We start from the raw sequence: 1027 nt of genomic DNA on the forward strand, positions 1-1027 counted from the left end.
TGAGGACCGGGCGATCTTGGAGTCGTGGACACGGTCACGGGCGATCCGGGCCAGTCATGTCGAGCGGGCTCGGATCGTGCTGGCGGTCGCGGACGGACATGGAACCTCGGGCGCGGCCCGGCTGGTCGGGGTTTCTCGTCCGACAGTGATCAAGTGGCGTGACCGGTTCGCGGTGCACGGCCTGGCGGGTTTGGACGACGAGCCTCGTTCCGGGCGCCCGAAAACCGTCGACGATGCCGGGATCATCGCCGCCACGCTCGAGCCGCCGCCGGAGGTGCTGGCGGTGACGCACTGGTCGAGCCGGCTGCTGGGCAGGCACCTCGGTATCGGGGACGCGACAGTGGCCAGGGCGTGGCGGAAGTATCACGTGCAGCCGTGGCGGCAGGAGACGTTCAAGTTCTCCACCGACCCGGAACTGGAGGCCAAAGTCCGCGACGTGGTCGGGCTCTACCTGAACCCGCCCGAGAAGGCGCTGGTGCTGTGCGTGGACGAGAAATCCCAGATTCAGGCACTCAACCGCACGGCGCCGATGCTGCCACTGCGACCCGGGCTGCCGGAGAAGGCCACCCACGACTACAAACGCAACGGAACCACGACCTTGTTCGCGGCACTGGAGATCGCGACCGGAAAGGTCACCGACCAGTGCTACGACCGGCACGGCAAAGCCGAGTTCCTCGACTTCCTCAAGAAAGTGGCCAAGGCCTACCCCCGCCGCGAACTACACGTCGTGCTGGACAACTACCACACCCACAAGCACGCCGACATCAACGACTGGCTGGCCAAGAACCCGAGAATCACGCTGCACTTCACGCCCACCTCGGGTTCCTGGCTGAACCTGGTCGAAGTCTTCTTCGGCATCATCACCCGCCAGGCCATCCGCCGCGGATCCTTCGACAACGTCAAACAACTCGTCACCGCGATCCGCGGCTTCATCGACGGCTGGAACACCCGCTGCCACCCGTTCACCTGGACCAAGACCGCCGATCAGATCCTGCCCCACGCCACCCGTCAACGAACCTCAGACGCG

At 65.7% G+C, this 1027-nt stretch carries 1 protein-coding gene; it reads left to right on the top strand.

All coding sequences use genetic code 11. The features are described from left to right. Positions 1 to 1027, top strand: a 1027-nt coding sequence (locus tag ABD256_RS44145) for an IS630 family transposase (protein ID WP_344432397.1), incomplete at both ends; no start/stop codon positions are given.

Origin of the sequence: Amycolatopsis minnesotensis (assembly GCF_039529815.1) — a bacterium.
Lineage (GTDB): Bacteria > Actinomycetota > Actinomycetes > Mycobacteriales > Pseudonocardiaceae > Amycolatopsis > Amycolatopsis minnesotensis.